Source organism: uncultured Megasphaera sp. (assembly GCF_958350005.1).
Taxonomy (GTDB): Bacteria; Bacillota; Negativicutes; order Veillonellales; family Megasphaeraceae; genus Megasphaera.
Map to the genome: position 1 here is coordinate 1 of NZ_CATWFF010000029.1, position 16826 is coordinate 16826.

Here is a 16826-nt window from a genome sequence, read left to right on the forward strand (position 1 = left end):
ATATAATCAGTATTTATTATAGCAAATTTTGCAGATTTAGGCAGGTCTTACACGATGAGAAATGAAAGAACGACGACATACTTTGTCACGCGGACAGGTGCTCTTCTGGCAGCGACGGTTATCCTGCAGGGACTGCGCCTGGTCATTCCCGTTCCGCCGCCAGTCAGCATGTTCGTCATCGGCTCTCTGGTCAATGCCTGTCTGACCCTGGCCGTCCTGGCCATTGGCTGGCAGGCCGGGCTGGTCATTGCCTGCGTCACGCCGGTCTTTGCCTGGCTCGAAGGCATGCTGCCCTTTTTGCCTTTTGTCCTTCCCGTAGCCGCAGGAAATGCCGTGTATACGGGATTAATCGGCATGCTGCACCGGTGGCGTCTGCCAGGTATCTGCGGGGCAGCCCTGGGAAAGGCGGCCATGCTGTATGGTTCCTTTTACGTCCTCTTTGGCTGCTTGGCCTTTCCGGCGGCAGTACGGCAGACGATACTCTTTGTCATGAGCTGGCCTCAGGTCGTGACCGGCATCGTGGGCGGGACGTTGGGATATATCGTATGGAAGCGGATTTGCAGGCAGGAGGATTCGAAATGAGTATATTTTATTATGTACCCGCCGTTATCGGCGTCGCCCTGATTTGTCTCGGCGCCTGGCACGGCTGGAAACTGCGGGCCCTGATGCGCCGGTGTACAGCAGCGGCGACGGGAACGCTTCTGGGATTTGTGGAGAAAAAGACGAAAGGAAGTACGCTGTATTTCCCGGTCGTTACATTTGAAGTACAGGGAAAGACCTATCGCCAGCAGTATGCCTTTGGCAATGCCGAATGGCCCTTTGTAGCCGGCGACGCCGTTTCGCTGCGCTATAATCCGGCCGATCCGGCTGATATATACCTGTATCATGAGCAGGGGGCGTGGCGGCAGTATGCCAGTCCCGTATGCATTATTATCGGCGGCCTGCTCTTTATTGCCGCCTATTATGGATACGGTATGTAAAAAGGTGTAGCTCCGTGCAGAAAGGAAGATATCATGACAGAAACAACTCCGCCGTCCCAGCCGGTAAATGAACGGGCCGCGGCGGCGATGAAGCAGTTTTTAGAAGCCCTGGGGCTGGACCTGCAGCAGCTGGGCATGGAAAAAACACCGTACCGTGTGGCAGAAGCCTTTGCCCGCTTCTTTTCCGGCCTCCGCCAATCGCCTGATGACGAATGGAGCCGGACTATCCATACAGAAAGCAATGGCCTGGTACTCGTGCGGAATATTCGCTTTTACTCCATGTGCGAACACCATTTGCTGCCCTTTTTCGGCGTCGTCCATATTGCATATAAGCCCAAAGATGGGCAGATTGCCGGATTTGGCCACTTCGTCAATGCCGTCCGCATTCTGGCCCGCCGTCCGCAGCTGCAGGAACGGATGACCGAAGACCTGTGTCAGTCCATTTCCCGGGGACTGCAGGCTGACGGCGTCCTGGTCCTGGTCAAAGCAACGCATCTGTGCATGTCCATGTGTGATGAACTGGCAGCAGATACGAATATTGTCACCGTTTCGTCTGCCGGGTGTCTGCGCAGCGGCACTGCTGCCTATGAAGACGCCTGGCGGATGGTAACGGCAGAGGAGGAGACACACTAAGATGGATACGATTGTACTGCAGGGCATGCAGTTTTACGGCTATCATGGCTGTTTTGCCGAAGAACAGGAAGGAGGCCAGCCTTTTCGCGTGGACCTGACCATGTACGTCGATCTGACGAAGGCCGGTGAAAGCGATGATCTCACGGATACCGTAAATTACAGCGCCGTATATGAAGACGTACGGCGTATTGTGGAAACCGGAGCTGATCCCGTATCCGACACAAAGCCGTATAACCTGATCGAAAAAGTAGCTGCCGTCATTGCCCATACGGTGCTGGCCGATTTTCCGGCTGTATCAGCCGTATCGGTGACGGTGCACAAGCCCCATGCTCCTATTCGGGGCCTCTTTGACGACGTAGCCGTTACGATAGAAAGGAAACGGCATGGCTAAGTATTATATCAGCCTCGGCGCCAATCTGGGTGACTGCGCCTGCACGATTGGCCAGGCTATCGACCGGCTGCGGCATACTGACGGGATTACCGTGACGGCTGCGGCGTCGCTGTACAACACGCCGCCGTGGGGCAAAACGGACCAGCCCCCCTTTGTCAACACGGCAGTCTGCGTGGAAACGGACAAGACCGGGCCGGACCTGCTGGCCTGCTGTCAGGCCATTGAAAGCAGCCTGGGACGGGTACGTTATGAAACGTGGGGCCCCCGGGTCATCGATCTGGATATCGTGTACAGCCCCGATGGAGAATGGCATACGCCCAACCTGGATATACCCCATCCGTACCTGACGGAGCGGGCCTTTGTCCTCGTGCCGCTGCAGGAAATTGCGCCAGATCTGGTCATCAGGGGAAAGGCTGTTGCCCAGTGGATTGCAGCGCTGCCCGATGCCGACACCATACAGAAACGCCGCTGACCGGCAAGGCAGTGTATGAGAAGAGAGGGAAGAGAATGGAAAAGATACTGATTGCTGATGACGAACAGCTCATGCGGCAGCTCGTCGTTGATTTTTTACAGCCTGAAGGCTATGACATGATAGAAGCGTCTGACGGCAAAGAAGCACTGGAACTGTACCGGGAACATCATCCTGACCTGGTGCTGCTTGACGTCATGATGCCCGGCTACGATGGCTGGACCGTGTGCCGGGAAATACGCCGGGAATCGACAGTGCCCATTATGATGCTGACGGCGAAAGGCGAGGAAATCGACCAGCTTTTCGCTTATGACCTGGGCGTGGACGAATACATTACCAAGCCCTTCAGCCCCAAAATCCTGGTAGCCAAGGTCAAGGCCCTGCTGCGGCGCGCCCAGAACGAACGGGATGCGGCGCCGGCAGGGGGCGACGAAGGCGTGTCCATCGATCAGCAGGCCCGCCAGGTCGTGCTGGACGGGAAAAACATCGACTTGAGCCCGACAGAATACAAGCTGCTCAACTACCTGGTCACCAATGCCGGCAAAGCTCTGAGCCGCCGCCAGATCCTGAATAAAGTATGGAATTATGACTACTACGGCGATTTGCGTACCATTGACACCCACATTAACCGGCTGCGCATTAAGCTGGGAGAAAAAGGAAAGTACATCCAGACCGTCCGCGGCTACGGATACCGGTATGATGTCAAATGACGGGCCTGTCGCTGCGCGTAAAGTCCGGCATCTATGTCATTCTGTTTACGCTCATATTCATTCTGACCTTAATCGGTGCCATTGGCTGGGGCTTTGACTGGTATTTCTACCATGTCAAGCAGGAAAGCATGATTAATGCAGCCCAGGAAATCAACCGCATTTACAGTGAAAAAGGCCATGAAGGGGAAGAAGAACTGGATACGCTCAGCCGCAATCTCGGCGCCGACGTGCTTATCGTCGATCACAGCCGCCTCGTCTATTCGTCGCGGCCAGGCCGGCGCGTGTGGATTCGGCCGCCGAAAATTACGGGTAATACAAACGTCGTCGTCGTCGAAGGGAAAGAAGAAGAAGCCCACGACTACGGGGAAAATCAGGTCCTTCCCAAACATATTTTGGAAATGCTGCGCCTTTTGAAAGGGCAGAAGCCGGATGAGGCGGAAATCGGCAAAGTCCAGTTTTTCCAGCCCAGCCCTAATTTCCAGTATTTCAATCTCCTGTCCCGTATTCAGGACCAGACCTACCTCATTATCAGCCGTCCCGTGGCGCCTATTGAAGAGAATATTGCCATTGTCCAGCGGTTTATTCTGGTCTGCGGTATTGTCTGGCTCGTCATTGCCGTCGTGGGGACGATATTCCTGACCAACAAGATGGTCCGGCCCCTGCAGGAACTGAAGCGCCTGTCTGCTGCCATGAGCCGTCTCGATTTTACGCAGAAGTGGCGCGGCGACAGGCAGGATGAAATCGGCGATCTTGGCCGAAGCCTGAACAGCCTGTCCGATCAGCTTCACGACGCCCTGACGAAGCTGCGCCATTCCAATGCGGAACTGCAGAAACAGCTGGACCATGCCAAAGAAGTGGATCATATGCGGGAATCCTTTATTTTCGCCGTATCTCATGAACTGAAGACGCCTCTGGCCATTATTCAGGGATACGCCGAAGGTCTGGACAGCCTGGCTGATAATGAAGCGATGCGTCAGAAGTACTGCCGCATTATTCAGAGCGAAACGGTGAAAATGGACAACCTGGTCAAAGGGCTGCTCAATCTGTCCCGCCTGGAAACAGGCTCATTCAAACTGGAAATGACGGCCTTTGACTTCGGTGCTCTCATGGAGGAAGGGAAGCTGCGCTTTGCGCAGGCCATGGAGAAAAAGAGGATTGCCTTTTCCTGCGAGCTGCCGCCGAATATGACGGTCTACGGCGATCCGGAACAAATTGACAGCATTCTCGGCAACTTCCTGAGCAATGCCGTCGACTATACGCCAGAAGGCGGGCGCATTGCTGTCCGGGCCGAAGAGGACGGCGACCGGTACAGAGTCAGTGTGTACAATCAGGGCATTCAGATTCCTGAAGAATGTCAGCCGCGAATCTGGGAACCTTTTTATAAAGTCGATTCTGCCCGAAGCCGCAATGTGAAGCGGACCTTTGGCGGTCATGGCCTGGGACTGGGCATCGTCGCTGCCCTGGTCAAGCTCCACGGCCAGACCTGCGGCGTCCACAATGAACCAGACGGCGTCACCTTCTGGTTTACCATTGCCAAAGCGAAAGAGGTGTAGATGGCCGTCCGAAAAAGGAGAACCTTATGACATATACGATTCGCTTAGCCTATGAGGATACGGATGCGGTGCGGGAATTGTTTGCTGAATATACGGCCTTACTGACGGCAGAAGATGGGGAAATCGGCGGCTATCTGAAATTGCAGCATTATGACGAGGAGCTGCTCCATCTGGAGGAGAAGTATGGCCTTCCTGCTGGCCGGCTCTATGTGGCCTATTGCGGGGAAACACTGGCCGGCTGTATTGCCCTGCGAAAGATAGACGACACATACGGCGAAGTAAAGCGGCTGTATGTCCGCCCGGCTTTCCGGGGAACCGGCCTGAGCCATGCCCTTGTGGATCGGATTCTGACCGATGCCCGGACAATTGGCTACCGCGCCCTTCGTCTGGATACGCTGCCTTTTTTACAGCGCGCCATTTCCCTGTATCGGCAGTATGGGTTTACCGAGATACCCCGCTATAATGACTGCCCTGTAGCCACGGCCATCTATATGGAACGGGACTTGACCTGAAGTGTCCTCCAGCTGATACAATGAAGGTACAATAAGACAGGAGGGATACGTATGGAGTATCGACAATTAGGCAGGACAGGAATTCGCGTCAGTGAAATCGGCTTTGGCTGTGAAGGCATGGTAGAACACCCGGAATGGACAAGGGACTTTATCGATGCCATGGACGAAGGAGGCGCCAATTTCCTGGATCTCTACGCGCCGCAGCCGGCTTTTCGCACGGCCCTGGGAAAGGCGCTGCAGGGACGGCGGGACCGGTTTGTCCTGCAGGCTCACGTCTGTACGGTCTGGAAAGATGGTCAGTATAAACGGACGCGGGACATCGAGGAAGTCCGGGCCGGCTTTGCGGACCAGCTCGAGCGGCTGCAGACCGATCATGTGGAAGTCGGCATGATTCATTATGTCGATTCCCTGACGGACTGGCAGCACGTTCAGGACGGACCGGTCATGGTCTATGTGCAGGAGCTGAAAAAAGAGGGCCGAATCGGCGCAGTCGGCCTGTCCAGCCACAATCCGGAAGCGGCTCTGGCCGCTGTACACAGCGGTCTCATTGACGTCCTCATGTTCAGCGTCAATCCCTGCTATGATCTGCAGCCGGGAAATGAAAATCTGGAGCTTCTGTGGGCGCCGGAAAGCTATGGTCATGACCTGGTCAACATGGACCCGCAGCGCCAGCTGCTCTATGAGACCTGTCAGCGCCTGGGCGTAGCCATTACGGTTATGAAAGCCTTTGGCGGCGGCGACTTGCTGCGCCGTGACCTGTCGCCGGCCGGCGTGGCCCTGACGCCCTTTCAGTGCATGAGCTATGCCCTGGACCGGCCCGGCGTGGCATCGGTCATGAACGGTGCCCGGACGGTGGAAGAACTGAAACAGAATCTGGCATACGAACAGGCGGCAGCGGAAGAACGGGATTATGCGGCAGCTCTGGCCTCGTTTCCCCGCATCAGCTGGCACGGCCACTGCATGTACTGCGGCCACTGCGCCCCCTGTCCGCAGCAGATCGACGTTGCTGCAGTGACTAAATTCCTGAATCTGGCCCGGGCGCAGGAACACGTTCCCGAGACAGTACGGGAACATTATGCCGTCTTGCCGCACAAAGCGTCGGAATGCATTCAGTGCGGCATCTGCGAGTCGCGATGTCCTTTTGACGTGCCGGTCCGGCAGAATATGGCTGCAGCCGCCGCCTTGTTTGAAGCGTAATCACAAAGGAGTGAAGGTAATGAAACGAGAATATGAACTGGCTGAAGCTTATCATAAGGAAGGCAATAACTGTGTGGAATCGGTTATCAAGGCCTGTAATGAAAGCATGAATCTGCAACTGCCTGACGCAGCTATCCGCATGGCTTCCGGCATGGGCGGCGGTATTGGCCGTTCCGGCTGCGTCTGCGGCGCCCTGAGCGGTGCCTGTATGGTCATTGGGGCTCTGGCTGGCCGCGTCGATCCGGCCGAAAAGCCCCTGCCCGAGGTGTACCAGTATACCAGCGAATTTCACGACCGCTTTAAGGCCCATTTCGGCACGACCTGCTGCCGCGCCCTGAACCGGCTGAGTTTCGGTACGCCGGAATACCGCAAGCAGTGCATCAAAATCACGGCCACAGCAGCCGATATGGTATCTGATTTTATTGCCGAAAAAGGTTTGCTGAAATAATGGTGCGGCCCTATCGTCAGACCCGTTCGTATGATATAATAATTCCGTACATAGTCAGTACGTATCAATTTTAATGAGGTGATATATCGTGGCAAAACAGATTTTTGTTACGGGCCATAAGAACCCGGATACAGATTCTATTTGTTCGTCCATTGCATTTGCAAAACTCCAGCAGCTGAAAGGCGTAGACGCCGTGCCCATCCGCGCCGGCGAAATCAATAAGGAAACGGCCTTTGCTCTTGATTATTTCCATGTCGATCCCCAGCCGATCGTTACGGATTTCTATATTAAAGTCGGTGAAGCCGTTCACACCGATGTGCCGGCTGTTCCCGTCAGCGCCAGCCTGAAAGACCTGGCCAAATGGTTTGATGAACACGACAGCGAAGTCGCTCCCGTTGCTGAAAAGGGCAACTTTGTCGGCGTCGTCGACCGGGCCAGCCTGGCAGAAGAATTTATCAAAACCGTTACAGGCAAGGAACTGACGACGGTCAAAGCCCTGGTTCATGACCCGGCTGCCGTATTCAGCACGAAAGATAACGGCCACGACATTCCGGAAGACGGAAAATATGCCGTTGTAGACGACGGCAAGTATATCGGCATGGTCTGTGCTGCCTGTGTCGCTGCCGTAGAAAAACGGAAAGTCATGCTGGTCGACCACAACGAACAGAAACAGATCATTGACGGCATTGATGAAGCTGAAATCGTCAGCGTCGTCGATCATCACCGCATTGGCGGCACCTTGACGACAGAAGGCCCCATTTTCATCCTGTTCAAGCCCGTAGGCTGCACGGCTACGATCGTAACGGAACTGTATGAACAGGCTGGCATCGCTATTCCCAAAGAAATTGCCGGACTCCTCCTGTCGGCTGTCATTTCCGATACGGTTCTGTTCCGTTCGCCGACCTGCACGCAGCAGGACAAGGAAACGGCTGAAAAACTGGCTGCCATTGCCGGCGTGAACGTAGAAACGTACGGCATGGAAATGCTCAAAGCCGGCGCCAACGTATCCGACCTCACGCCGGAACAGATTGCCAAGAATGATATGAAAGAATTTGCTGCTGACGGCAAGACCTTCACCATTTCCCAGGTACAGGTCATGGATACGAGTGATCTGCTGGCCCAGAAGGAAATCCTCCTGAGTGCTCTGGAAAAGATGCGTGCTGCCAACAAATATGATGCATCGTTCCTCATGATTACCAGCATCATCGATGAATCGACGAACCTCATTTTTGCCGGCACCATGGAAAACGTCGTTGCCAAAGCTTTCGCCAAGGACGTACTGGACAGCGAAGTATATCTGCCTGGCGTTATGAGCCGGAAGAAACAGATTGTTCCGCAGATTTTGTCAGCATTGAAATAATGGCCTGTTGTACAGAAAAGCCTCATCGCAGTGGTGAGGCTTTTTTTAACGGGCCCTCACAGGAGTGCGTATGAATCCCATTTTAGATACCTTAAATGACCGGCAGCGGGAAGCAGTGGAGCTGACGGAAGGGCCGCTGCTGATTACGGCCGGCGCCGGCTCGGGCAAAACGAAAGTACTGACCTGCCGCATTGCCCATTTGCTGGAAAAAGGCGTGTCGCCGTATCGTATTCTGGCCATTACCTTTACCAATAAGGCCGCTAAAGAAATGCGGGAACGGGTGGAAAAGCTGGTCGGCGTCCAGGCTGAGCACATGTGGCTCAGTACGTTTCATTCATTTTGCGCCAAACTGCTGCGCTTTGAAATAGACGGCCATTTTGGCTATACCCGCAATTTTACCATTTACGATGCATCCGATCAGCTCACACTCATCAAGGACTGCCTGAAACAGGTCAACCTCGACGACAAGCAGTTTCCGCCGCGGTCCGTCCTGGGTACGATTTCGTCGGCCAAGAATGCCATGCAGGATGCCCAGGCCTTTTCCCGGCAGGCCGGCGATTTTTACGAGCAGAAAGTAGCAGAAGTCTACGGGCTGTACGAGAAAAAGCTGCAGGAAAACAACGCCATGGACTTTGATGACCTGCTGCGCCTGGCGGTTATGCTGCTGAAAGAGCACGAAGACATTCGGGAAAAATACCAGGACCGCTTCCAGTACATCCTTGTCGACGAATATCAGGATACGAACCATGCCCAGTATGCTCTGACCAGAATGCTGGCCGGCAAGTGGCGCAATATCTGCGTCGTCGGTGATGCAGACCAGAGTATTTATGCCTGGCGCGGTGCCGATATCCGCAATATTATCGACTTTACCCGGGACTATCCCGATGCGGCGTCGATCAAGCTGGAACAGAACTACCGGTCGACGAAGACCATCCTCAAGGCAGCCAATTCCGTTATCGACAACAACGAAAGCCGGCCGAAGAAGAACTTGTGGACGGAAAATCCGGCAGGAAACAAGATTATTCACTACCATGCCCAGACCGAGCATGACGAAGCGGACTATGTAGCCGGCGTCATTTACAACCGCCATGAAATCGGCAAAGAGCCCTACGGTGATATGGCCATTTTATTCCGCACCAACTCCCAGTCCCGTGTGCTCGAAGAAAAGCTCATGCGCTATGCCATTCCGTACACCATGGTCGGCGGGACGAAGTTCTATGACCGCAAGGAAATCAAAGACGTCCTGGCTTATCTGCGGCTGTTGTACAATCCCGAAGACAGCCTCAGCCTGACCCGGATTATCAATGTGCCTAAACGGAACATTGGCGCCACGACGCTGGAACACCTGGCCGACTATGCTGAAGCCAATGACATGTCCCTCTTTGACGCCCTGTCATCGACAGAAGACCTGAAGATTACCAGCCGGGCCCGGAAGAGCATGGAAGAGTTCTCGGTCACCATGTTTGAACTCCTCAATCACGTCGACGAATGGGACGTGCTGACCCTTATCGAAGAAGTCATCAAACAGACCGGCTACGGCGACATGCTGGATAAAGATGCAGAACACGATCCCCAGGGCCAGAGCCGCAAGGAAAATGTCGGCGAATTTCTCTCTGTTGCCAAAGATTACATGGATTCCAATCCCGAAGGCAATCTGCAGGACTTCCTGGAAAACGTGGCCCTCGTAAGCGATGTCGATGAATTTGAAAGCAGCGAATCGAAAGTCACCTTGATGACTCTCCATGCTGCCAAGGGGCTGGAGTTTCCCGTCGTCTTTCTCGTCGGCCTCGACGAAGGCCTGTTTCCGCACAGCCGGACCCTCATGGATACGGCTCAGATCGAAGAAGAGCGGCGCCTGGCTTACGTAGGCATTACGCGGGCCGAAAGGCAGCTCTACGTTACCAATGCGTCGACGCGGACCATGTACGGCCGCGTATCGGCCTATCTGCCCAGCCGGTTCCTGGCCGAAATTCCGCCGGAACTGATGGAAGAGTACCATCGCCGGGCCGCTATGCCTACGTCGCAGTCGTCGGCTTCCGTGCCGGGCCGGCAGCGCGTGTCTATCCTGACCCGCCCGGTGGCTACGAGCCTGCCCAAGCAGCACCATGTGGACACGACCTTTGCTGTAGGCGACAAGGTGCGCCATAAGATCTGGGGCATCGGCACAGTCCTGGCTGTCATCGGCGAAGGGCAGAACATGCAGATGAAAATTGAATTTCCGACGAAAGGCGTGCGCCAGGTCGTCGTAAAATATGCGCCCCTGGAACGGGCGTAATTTGCAGAGAACAGAGGAGGCGTCTCATGGATGATGCAGCTTTGCTGGCCAGACTTCAGGAACTGCGCCAGAAAATAGATGAATTGAGTTATCAGTATTATACACTGGATAAACCGACCGTTACGGACTATGAATACGACATGATGTACCGGGAACTGGAGAATATTGAAAAGGCTCATCCCCAGTGGGTGACGCCCGATTCGCCGACGCAGCGCGTAGGCTCCAAGATTTCCGGCGGCTTTGCCAAGTATACCCACGACCGGCCCATGCTCAGCCTGGGCGACGTCTTTTCTGACGACGAACTGCGGGAATTTGACCAGCGCGTCCGCAGCGACCTGGGCGGCGAAGCTCTGTCGTATGTGGTGGAACTGAAAATTGACGGTCTGGCAGTCAACCTGATTTATGAGCACGGTCAGTTTATCCGCGGCGTTACCCGCGGCGACGGCCGTGTCGGCGAAGATATTACCAACAACGTCCGGACCATCCGCACCATACCTCTCCGTATTCCCAGTACTTCGCCTCATATTGAAATCCGCGGCGAAGTGTACATGCCGGTGGCGTCGTTTATGCAGCTCAATGCCCAGCGCCGGGACGACGAACTGGAACCGTTTGCCAATCCCCGCAATGCTGCGGCCGGCTCGCTGCGGCAGCTGGACCCGCGCATTACGGCACAGCGCAAACTGGCCTTTTTTGCCTATGCCCTGGGCGGAGCCGAAGACAATACCATTACCAGTCAGGAAGAACTGCTGGCAGATTTGCAGAAATTCCATTTTCAGGTCAATCAGGAATACCGGACCTTTACGAATATAGAAGATGTCATCACCTTTATTCACAGCTGGGATGACCGCCGCGATTCCCTGCCTTATGCGACAGACGGCATGGTCGTCAAGGTAAACTCCTTTGCCCAGCAGCATCGTCTTGGCAATACCGTCAAAATTCCCCGCTGGGCCATTGCCTATAAATTCCCGCCGGAACAGGCGAAAACCAAAGTACTGGGCATTTCCGTATCGCTGGGCCGCACAGGCGTGCTGACGCCGGCTGCCGACCTGAAACCCGTGCGTCTGGCTGGTACGACCGTGAAGCGGGCGACCCTGCACAATGAAGACTTCATTAAAGAGAAAGACATTCGCATAGGCGATACGGTTATCATTCAGAAGGCCGGCGAAATTATTCCCGAAGTCGTCCGCCCGGTCCTGGCTGACCGGACAGGGAAGGAACAGATCTTTGTCATGCCCAAGACCTGCCCGAGCTGTGGTGGTCCCGTCGTTCGCGTCGAAGGGGAAGCGGCTACGCGCTGCATCAATCCCGACTGCCCTGCTGTCATCGGCGAAAAAATCGCCCATTTCGTATCCCGCGACGCCATGAATATTGACGGCCTGGGCGATGCCATTGTGCAGCAGCTCCTGGATCACCATCTCATCCAAGATGTAGGCGATATATACGGCCTGCGCCGGGAAGATCTGCTCGGCCTGGAAGGGTTTGGTGAAAAATCGGCAGACAACCTGCTCAAGGCTATTGAGACCAGTAAATCTGCCGGTCTGGCCCGGGTTCTGTTTGCCCTGGGCATTCGCTTTGTCGGCGCCAAAGCCGGCCGGATTCTGGCTGAGTCCTTCGGTTCCATGGAAGCTATCATGGCAGCCAGCACGGACGAGCTGACGGCCCTCGACGATATTGGTCCGCGCATTGCTGACAGTATTGCTGCCTATTTTGCCGTGCCGGCTCATGGCGACCTCATCCGGAAGCTGGCCGCTTACGGCGTCGTCATGACTGCAGAAAAGCGGCAGCTCCTGAATGCCTCCTTTGACGGCGAAATCGTCGTCCTTACTGGGAAACTCCAGACCATGACCCGGAAAGAAGCGGAACAGGCCGTGGAACTGCGGGGCGGCAAATGTACGTCGTCGGTGACGAAAAAGACGACCCTCGTCGTCATCGGCAGTGACCCGGGAAGCAAGTATGACAAAGCCCGCACGCTTGGCACGCCTATTATTACAGAAGAGGAATTCCGCGACTGGCTGCAGCGCGAATAAGCTGCTGCCCATAGGAGACTGATATGTCTATTTCTGTATCCCACTTGTTTCACGAACAGGAGAATCCGTATAAGCTGTCTCTGCTGGCCGGGCAGGGAGGACTGTACCGGGAAGTGTCCTGGATTCAGGTCATGGAAGACCGGGACTATGCGCCCTTTCTGGTCCATAATGAGCTTATCTTTACGACCGGCCTGGGGAAGGGCGATGATGAACAGTGGCTGGAGAAGTTTGTGCAGGCCCTCATTCAGGCCGGGTCAGCCGGGCTGGTCCTCAACGTAGGCAAGTACATCTTTCTGGAAGACATTAGCGACGACCTGCGGGCCCTCTGTGACCGCCAGCAGTTTCCCCTCTTTTCCATGCCCTGGAATGTGCGCCTCGTCGATGTGACCCAGTCCTTTCTGTACGCCATCTTCCTGACCAAGCGGGCTGAGTATGAACTGATTGACGCCTGCCAGACCCTGCTGTTCCAGACCGATACGGAAGGAGCCCTGCAGTGCCTGTCTCTCCATGGGTTTCGGGAAGACCAGACCTGTGAGGCCGTCGTGATCGTCGTGTCTCCCGGAACGGGGCAGGAACAGGCAGAGCGAATCGTCACGTCCTATAAGGGGCTGCTCAACTCGCAGCAGATTCCCTATCTCATATTTCCCCTGAAACAGGGCATCTTCCTACTGCGGCAGATACCGGCCGGGCAGGAAGGGTGCCGGGACGCCGTTGTGCCGGCAGAAGGCGAGTCTGTCCAGGCCGTAGGGTATGGCATGACTGTCCCGTCCCTGCAGGAGCTGCCTGTCAGCTACCGCCAGGCCGTATGCGCCGCTTTCTGGGCAGCGGCGACGGGGAAGAAGCAGTGCCGCTTTGCCGATCTTGGCGTCTATGCCCTGCTCTTTTCCCAGTCCCATCCCATGGCCATGGAGACCCTGTATCAGCAGACCCTGGGCCCGGTGCTGGCCTATGACGAACAGTACGGGCGGGAACTGTTTCCGACGCTGGAAGCCTATTTGCGGCACAGCGGCAGTATTCAGGCCGTAGCAGCCGAATTATGTGTCCATCGCAATACCGTGTCCTACCGTGTGCAGAAGATCAAAGAACTCCTGCACTGCGATCTCAGTGATGAACAGACGCGGTTTACGTACTTGCTGGCCTGTCATATTCATCACTACCGGGGAATTTGCCGACAATATGATTTCAACGCATGGTTTTAACAGGAATTTGTGCTTAAAGCACAAATTCCTGTTAAAAATATTGGCTTATGAACACGTTGAGCCCTTTTGCTTTTGTGTATATAATAAATACATCCAAGCAAAAGGGTTATTTTTATGAATATAATACATAGCCATACATAAGGAAGGTTGATACTATGCTGAATCAGGAATTACCAAAAATCATTACAAAAACAGTTCCCGGCCCCAAAGCGGCAGAACTGATCAAACAGCGGGATGAAGAAACGCCGGCAGCCATTCACTGCGGCTATCCCTGCGTCATGGACGAAGCACAGGGTGCCATGATTAAAGACGTAGACGGCAACCTGTTTCTCGACTGGGTCGGCGGCGTCGGCGTACTGAACGTAGGCCATTCCCATCCGGAAGTCGTCGCAGCTGTCAAAGCTCAGGCCGACAAATACATGCATGGCATGTTCAATATCGTTACGCATGAAGGCTATGTCAAACTGGCAGCCGAACTGAACAAGCGCGTTCCCGTCCGGGGCGACAAAAAGCAGACCATGTTTGCCAACAGCGGCGCCGAAGCTGATGAAAACGCCGTCAAAATTGCCAAAGCCTACACGAAGCGGCCGAACATTATCGTCTTTTCCGGCGCCTTCCATGGCCGGACTGTCATGACCATGGCCATGACCTCCAAAAAAGCCTATGCTGTAGGCATGGGTCCATTTCCTGATGGCGTATACCGGGCCAAGTACCCGTACCTGTACCACCGTCCTGCTGAACTGACCGAAGAAGAAGCCATTCAGATGGACATTGACAGCCTGACCGACGTCTTTGAAGAAGCATCGCCGGCAGAATACGTAGCCGCTGTCGTGTTGGAACCGCTCCAGGGCGAAGGCGGATTCATTCCCGCTCCCATCGAATGGGTACGCAAGGTCCGCGAAATCTGCGATGCCCACGGCATCCTCATGATTGCCGACGAAGTACAGTCCGGCTTTGGCCGTACAGGCCGCCTGTTTGCGTCGGAATACTGGAAAGAAGCCGGCATTATGCCGGACATCATCGCTTCGGCCAAATCCATTGCCGGCGGCGTGCCCCTCAGCATGGTTACAGCCCGCAAGGAAATTTTTGATGCCGTTCCCAACGGCGTTATTGGCGGCACTTTCGGCGGCAACGCTCTGGCCTGCGCAGCCGGTCTGAAAGTACTGGAACTGATGGACCGGGACCATCTGCCTGAACGGTCTCTGGAAATCGGCAAAAAATACATGGATACCGTCAACTCGTGGAAAGAAAAATACGCCGTCATCGGCGACGTCCGCGGCCTGGGCGGCATGGTCGGCGTAGAATTTGTCAAAGATCAGGAAACGAAAGAACCGAACGGCGAATTCGTTGCCAAACTGGTAGCTGATGCGGCACAGCACGGCCTGCTTATTGAAAATGCCGGCACCCACGGTCAGGTCGTACGGTTCCTGGCTCCCCTGGTCATGACCGACGCCCAGCTCGATGCAGGCCTGGCCATCTTTGAAGCCAGCATTCGCCGCGTATTGGGACTGGAATAATTGGCGCAGGAGGTGCCCTGATGAAGACGTTTTCCATTAAACCGGATGTACTGATGGTCGACACATGTCAGGAACTTGCCGAAGCACTTCACCTCGGCGAAGACGACCTGATCATTACGAACCACTATATCTATAATCCCTGCCTGGCCCAGCTGCAGTTGCCGTGTTCCTTCCTGTTCAAGGAAGAATACGGCGCCGGTGAGCCTTCCGATGAAATGGCAGAAGCCATGTACCGGGATATCCAGGGAAATCCGAAACGGATTATTGCCATTGGCGGCGGCTCCATTATTGACCTGGCCAAATTTCTGAGCCTTAAACAGGTTGTTCCCGTTCTGGACCTGTTTGATGGCAAGATCGTGCCGGAAAAGGGGCGGGAACTGGTCATCGTGCCGGCAACCTGCGGTACCGGCAGTGAAGTGACCAACGTGGCCGTCCTGTCTCTGGTCCGCCGGAATACGAAGAAAGGCCTGGCTGTTGATGCCTTTTACGCCGATCAGGCCGTATTAGTTCCGGAACTGCTGAAAACGCTGCCATACGGTGCCTTTGCTACCAGCTCCATTGATGCTCTGGTCCATGCCGTCGAATCGGCTCTGTCGCCGAAAGCCAATGACATGACGAAGCTTTTCAGCTATAAAGCGATTGAACAGATTCTCAAAGGGTATATGCAGATCCGCAACTACGGCCGTGAATCGCGCCTGCTCCTGTCGAAGGAATTTCTGCTGGCCAGTCACTATGCCGGCATTGCCTTTGGAAACGCCGGCTGTGCCGCTGTCCACGCTCTGAGCTATCCTCTGGGAGGAAAGTATCACGTTGCTCACGGCGAATCCAATTACGCCATGTTTACAGGCGTCCTGAACTGCTACCTGTCCGTGCGGACCGATGGAGAAATTGCCGTCCTGAATCAGTTCATCGCCCAGATTCTCGGTTGTTCTGAAGATACGGTGTACACAGAACTGGAAAAACTCCTGTCCTCTATTCTGCCGAAAAAGGCACTCCATGAATACGGCGTAACTAGGGAAGATCTGCAGGAATTTACGGACTCCGTCATGACCAACCAGGGCCGCCTTATGGCCAATAATTTTGTGCCCCTTGACAGGGATATGGTATACGCAATCTACAAGACGTTGTTCTGATACAAAAAACAACTGTATAGAATATCTGACGCACTGCCGGTATATTTTGGCAGTGCGTTTTTTTGCCAACTTGACGTTCGTTCTGCCCGCATGCTATATTAAATGCAGAAAGAGGCTTATCTATGGCCGGAATGCTGTCACTGTTATCAGTGGCTTGCACCGGAGGTACTGATAAGCCTTTGCTTTTGGTATCTGGCAGCGAGACTACTGTAATGCACATAACTAATTATATCCAGGGCTCTTCGGAGCCTGGTCTAAACGGAACTGTCATTACACCATGTGATGGCACTTCTTTTTTAGGAGAAAAAACAGGAAAATGATACATCACATACGGTATGAAAAAATTTTTGCGGAGTAGAGTTATGAAAGAAAACAATCAAATACAATTATTTGAAAATAAGCAAATACGGTCTGTCTGGGAT

16 protein-coding genes are annotated in these 16826 nt (G+C 54.5%); all 16 read left to right on the top strand.

From position 1 onward, the window contains the following. The first annotated feature begins 54 nt into the window (after positions 1–54). The 16 genes from Q3886_RS03030 (at position 55) to Q3886_RS03105 (ending at position 16404) form a co-directional block, all read left to right on the top strand. A complete protein-coding gene (locus tag Q3886_RS03030; protein WP_301859691.1) occupies positions 55–582 on the top strand; it encodes a hypothetical protein in 528 nt (175 codons plus the stop codon). Then, positions 579–980 (top strand): DUF3592 domain-containing protein, encoded by a 402-nt coding sequence (locus Q3886_RS03035; RefSeq protein WP_301859692.1) that lies wholly within the window; start codon positions 579–581, stop codon positions 978–980. The genes Q3886_RS03030 and Q3886_RS03035 overlap by 4 nt, the downstream gene beginning before the upstream one ends. A gap of 33 nt (positions 981–1013) precedes the next feature. Next, entirely contained in the window at positions 1014–1613 is a 600-nt protein-coding gene (gene folE / locus Q3886_RS03040) for a GTP cyclohydrolase I (protein ID WP_301859693.1), read from the top strand. Position 1614: 1 nt separating this feature from the next. Further along, on the top strand, positions 1615–2004 hold the full coding sequence (gene folB / locus Q3886_RS03045; RefSeq protein WP_301859694.1) for a dihydroneopterin aldolase: 390 nt from the start codon (positions 1615–1617) through the stop codon (positions 2002–2004). Then, positions 1997–2476 carry a 2-amino-4-hydroxy-6-hydroxymethyldihydropteridine diphosphokinase gene (folK, locus tag Q3886_RS03050; RefSeq protein ID WP_301859695.1) on the top strand — a complete coding sequence of 160 codons (480 nt, stop codon included), beginning with the start codon at positions 1997–1999 and terminating at the stop codon, positions 2474–2476. Before folB ends, folK begins: the two co-directional genes overlap by 8 nt. A 35-nt stretch (positions 2477–2511) precedes the next feature. After that, positions 2512–3183: a response regulator transcription factor gene (locus tag Q3886_RS03055; RefSeq protein WP_301859696.1), complete on the top strand. Its 672-nt coding sequence runs from the start codon at positions 2512–2514 to the stop codon at positions 3181–3183. After that, on the top strand, positions 3180–4736 hold the full coding sequence (locus Q3886_RS03060; RefSeq protein WP_301859697.1) for a cell wall metabolism sensor histidine kinase WalK: 1557 nt from the start codon (positions 3180–3182) through the stop codon (positions 4734–4736). The genes Q3886_RS03055 and Q3886_RS03060 overlap by 4 nt, the downstream gene beginning before the upstream one ends. A 26-nt stretch (positions 4737–4762) precedes the next feature. Then, positions 4763–5248, top strand: coding sequence for a GNAT family N-acetyltransferase (locus Q3886_RS03065; RefSeq protein ID WP_301859698.1), 486 nt, complete (start codon positions 4763–4765; stop codon positions 5246–5248). A 51-nt stretch (positions 5249–5299) separates the two neighbouring features. Continuing rightward, entirely contained in the window at positions 5300–6445 is a 1146-nt protein-coding gene (locus Q3886_RS03070) for an aldo/keto reductase (RefSeq protein ID WP_301859699.1), read from the top strand. 19 nt (positions 6446–6464) lie between these two features. Then, on the top strand, positions 6465–6893 hold the full coding sequence (locus tag Q3886_RS03075) for a C-GCAxxG-C-C family protein (protein ID WP_301859700.1): 429 nt from the start codon (positions 6465–6467) through the stop codon (positions 6891–6893). 88 nt (positions 6894–6981) lie between these two features. Further along, positions 6982–8253, top strand: a complete 1272-nt coding sequence (locus tag Q3886_RS03080) for a manganese-dependent inorganic pyrophosphatase (RefSeq protein WP_301859701.1) — start codon at positions 6982–6984, stop codon at positions 8251–8253. 70 nt (positions 8254–8323) lie between these two features. Then, positions 8324–10528 (top strand): DNA helicase PcrA, encoded by a 2205-nt coding sequence (gene pcrA, locus Q3886_RS03085; RefSeq protein WP_301859702.1) that lies wholly within the window; start codon positions 8324–8326, stop codon positions 10526–10528. 26 nt (positions 10529–10554) lie between these two features. Continuing rightward, positions 10555–12555 (top strand): NAD-dependent DNA ligase LigA, encoded by a 2001-nt coding sequence (ligA, locus tag Q3886_RS03090; protein WP_301859703.1) that lies wholly within the window; start codon positions 10555–10557, stop codon positions 12553–12555. A gap of 23 nt (positions 12556–12578) precedes the next feature. Then, positions 12579–13754, top strand: coding sequence for a PucR family transcriptional regulator ligand-binding domain-containing protein (locus tag Q3886_RS03095; RefSeq protein WP_301859704.1), 1176 nt, complete (start codon positions 12579–12581; stop codon positions 13752–13754). 155 nt (positions 13755–13909) lie between these two features. Further along, on the top strand, positions 13910–15271 hold the full coding sequence (locus Q3886_RS03100; protein ID WP_301859705.1) for an aspartate aminotransferase family protein: 1362 nt from the start codon (positions 13910–13912) through the stop codon (positions 15269–15271). 20 nt (positions 15272–15291) lie between these two features. After that, on the top strand, positions 15292–16404 hold the full coding sequence (locus Q3886_RS03105) for a 4-hydroxybutyrate dehydrogenase (RefSeq protein WP_301859706.1): 1113 nt from the start codon (positions 15292–15294) through the stop codon (positions 16402–16404). The last annotated feature ends 422 nt before the right edge of the window (positions 16405–16826 follow it).

Excerpts from the sequence above, each read along its gene's own strand:
- Q3886_RS03095 (WP_301859704.1), top strand. The coding sequence starts at position 12,579 with ATGTCTATTTCTGTATCCCACTTGTTTCACGAACAGGAGAATCCGTAT.
- folB (WP_301859694.1), top strand. The coding sequence starts at position 1,615 with ATGGATACGATTGTACTGCAGGGCATGCAGTTTTACGGCTATCATGGC.
- ligA (WP_301859703.1), top strand. The coding sequence starts at position 10,555 with ATGGATGATGCAGCTTTGCTGGCCAGACTTCAGGAACTGCGCCAGAAA.
- pcrA (WP_301859702.1), top strand. The coding sequence starts at position 8,324 with ATGAATCCCATTTTAGATACCTTAAATGACCGGCAGCGGGAAGCAGTG.
- Q3886_RS03105 (WP_301859706.1), top strand. The coding sequence starts at position 15,292 with ATGAAGACGTTTTCCATTAAACCGGATGTACTGATGGTCGACACATGT.
- Q3886_RS03035 (WP_301859692.1), top strand. The coding sequence starts at position 579 with ATGAGTATATTTTATTATGTACCCGCCGTTATCGGCGTCGCCCTGATT.
- Q3886_RS03030 (WP_301859691.1), top strand. The coding sequence starts at position 55 with ATGAGAAATGAAAGAACGACGACATACTTTGTCACGCGGACAGGTGCT.
- Q3886_RS03060 (WP_301859697.1), top strand. The coding sequence starts at position 3,180 with ATGACGGGCCTGTCGCTGCGCGTAAAGTCCGGCATCTATGTCATTCTG.
- Q3886_RS03065 (WP_301859698.1), top strand. The coding sequence starts at position 4,763 with ATGACATATACGATTCGCTTAGCCTATGAGGATACGGATGCGGTGCGG.
- folE (WP_301859693.1), top strand. The coding sequence starts at position 1,014 with ATGACAGAAACAACTCCGCCGTCCCAGCCGGTAAATGAACGGGCCGCG.
- folK (WP_301859695.1), top strand. The coding sequence starts at position 1,997 with ATGGCTAAGTATTATATCAGCCTCGGCGCCAATCTGGGTGACTGCGCC.
- Q3886_RS03100 (WP_301859705.1), top strand. The coding sequence starts at position 13,910 with ATGCTGAATCAGGAATTACCAAAAATCATTACAAAAACAGTTCCCGGC.
- Q3886_RS03075 (WP_301859700.1), top strand. The coding sequence starts at position 6,465 with ATGAAACGAGAATATGAACTGGCTGAAGCTTATCATAAGGAAGGCAAT.
- Q3886_RS03070 (WP_301859699.1), top strand. The coding sequence starts at position 5,300 with ATGGAGTATCGACAATTAGGCAGGACAGGAATTCGCGTCAGTGAAATC.
- Q3886_RS03055 (WP_301859696.1), top strand. The coding sequence starts at position 2,512 with ATGGAAAAGATACTGATTGCTGATGACGAACAGCTCATGCGGCAGCTC.